General features: G+C 43.0%; 3 protein-coding genes. 1 reads left to right on the top strand and 2 read right to left on the bottom strand.

The genetic code is table 11. The features are described from left to right. Both A3738_RS14810 and A3738_RS14815 read right to left on the bottom strand, forming a co-directional pair. A partial coding sequence (locus A3738_RS14810; RefSeq protein WP_068763677.1) for a DEAD/DEAH box helicase occupies window positions 1-1260 on the bottom strand: 1260 nt, incomplete at its 3' end. A 70-nt stretch (window positions 1261-1330) separates the two neighbouring features. Continuing rightward, complete coding sequence (locus A3738_RS14815) at window positions 1331-1915, bottom strand: elongation factor P hydroxylase (RefSeq protein ID WP_068473209.1); 585 nt, start codon at window positions 1913-1915, stop codon at window positions 1331-1333. Between the two features lie 143 nt (window positions 1916-2058). Here A3738_RS14815 and A3738_RS32040 point away from each other — a divergent pair. After that, window positions 2059-2256 (top strand): hypothetical protein (locus tag A3738_RS32040; RefSeq protein ID WP_231876658.1); only part of this gene is annotated, 198 nt, incomplete at its 3' end.

The following is a 2256-nucleotide window of genomic DNA, read 5'->3' on the forward strand; positions in this document are numbered from 1 at the left end:
AACTCCTGTTTCGTTCGCGCGTCCAGTTCGGCCGATACGATGCACATAATCTTCAGGATCATCCGGAAGATTATAGTTAAATACATGACTCACGCCGTCAACATGAATACCGCGTCCTGCTACATCCGTAGCAACTAAAATCTCAATACTTCCGTTTTTAAACTGCTCGAGTGTTTTAATACGCTTATGCTGAGGAACCTCTCCAGACAGCAAAGCGGCTTTGATACCCTTCGCTTTTAGAGCAGCCTCTAAACGTCTTGTTTCATCGCGACGGTTACCAAAAATAATGGCGCGACGCACATCATTTTGATCGATGTATCGACAAATAATTTCTAGCTTCTCATCAGAAGAAACCATAAATATCTTCTGATCAACCTTTTCAGTCGTTAGCTGCTCTGCTTCAATTTCTATATGTATTGGATTGCGCGTCCAACGCTGACATAAATTCAAGACATCTTGATTAAACGTCGCACTAAACAACAAGGTTTGTCGACGATCAACCTTCGGACAACGACCAAGAATGCGCTTCACATCTGGAATAAAGCCCATATCGAGCATTCGATCCGCTTCATCAATCACTAATGTGTCGACTTGATCGAGATACAGATCACCGCTGTTAAGGAAATCAATAAGACGACCTGGCGTCGCCACCAAAATATCAATCACGTTGTTTCTGACAAAATCGCGTTGCTTTTGGTAATCAATGCCACCTAAAACAGAGTAAATATTTAAACCGGCATATTTCGTCAGCGCCTTTGCATCTTTTTCAATTTGAAGGGCTAGCTCGCGCGTTGGAGCAAGAATAAGTGCACGTGGTTCACTCGCATATCGTTCTTCAGAAGGAATACGGCGCAGCATCAAATCGTTAATAATGGTGATTAAAAACGCCGCTGTCTTACCGGTACCAGTTTGTGCTTTACCAATAAAGTCATGGCCTTGAAGTGTGTACGGTAAAGATGCAGCTTGAATCTCACTACAATACTGATACTTCAAATCAGCAATTGCGTGCAGCAATTCATTCTCAAGATTTAAATCATGGAACCTCGTCTTGCCCTCAGCAGGGTCGACTTTATATTGGGAAGGGTTCCACGCTGGCTCAGGCGTTTTAGTCTTAGCACGTTGATTAGAGGAGCGTTGATTACTCTTAGGCTTACCTGTCTTTTGCGAGGCCTTTGCTTTAGATGAACTAGAGCGCGGTTTCTGCTGCGACTCTTGTTTATTTTCAGGGGAGGTTTTTGACTTAAAAAGGCCACCAAACATGCTTTAAAACGCCTACATAAAATAATTCAATAACACTGATCACGGGTGTGTGCCGTTCAATGGCCGAACACTATAACAGATCGCTTTCTACATAACTGCTTAAATTTAAATAGCAGGTCTGAGGTTTAAACACGGCATTTAGTGCTTCTGCGAATTTAGCCGCCCTATCAGGTAAGCCCTCCACGAGATACTTTATCGTTTGTTCTTGCACATCTGCTACGAAAGCACTGCTTGGCCGACATAAAGGGTCGTTCGCATTGTCTGCCGAAAGACGAAAACGAAATCCTGCTGCACAACATAAAATTCGCTCCAAGGCTTGAGGTTTTACCTCAACCCGCTCAAAGACAGATTGCTGCGCTTCATCGCGACCATCGGGCTCATACCAATAGCCATAATCTAATTGAGTACGCCGTTCTTTGCCGGCGATACACCAATGCGCGACCTCATGCATTACGCTGGCAGGATAGTCACTTCGAGAAAAAATGCGAGATTTAGCACTCACTGCAATACCTTCACCGCCCGAGAAACTCGCAGTCATTTGTGCGGGAACGTAATAAGGCTCAGAAGCCCCTATCACAACTACTGTATTTTCAGTTTCTTCGAATTGCCGATTGAAGATTTCACTGAAATTTTGTGCACTAACGCAGTCAATCATATGTCGTGGTTTACTAATAATTAGAGCCAGTTCTAATAAAGCGCGGTATCATAGCCGATTCTATTGCGCCTCTTAAGTTTCAATTGGAACCTTTTGCATTATTTGTGTTCGTATTGGCGTTGAATATTTTCTGGGAACATCAAGTGGTTATGATAAAAACAGCACGTCGCATACTCGACTCACACATTAAAGCTCGTTTATGGACTCTGTTACTCCTCTCTTTTTCAGTATTTTCTAGTGCTGCTAATGCTTCCTTCAATTTTGATTTAGATTCAGACGGCTTTGGCGCAAGCAATTCGCAATTTTTACCCGTTGACGAGGCATTTATTTTTGATGTTCAA

Source organism: Oleiphilus sp. HI0066 (assembly GCF_001635725.1).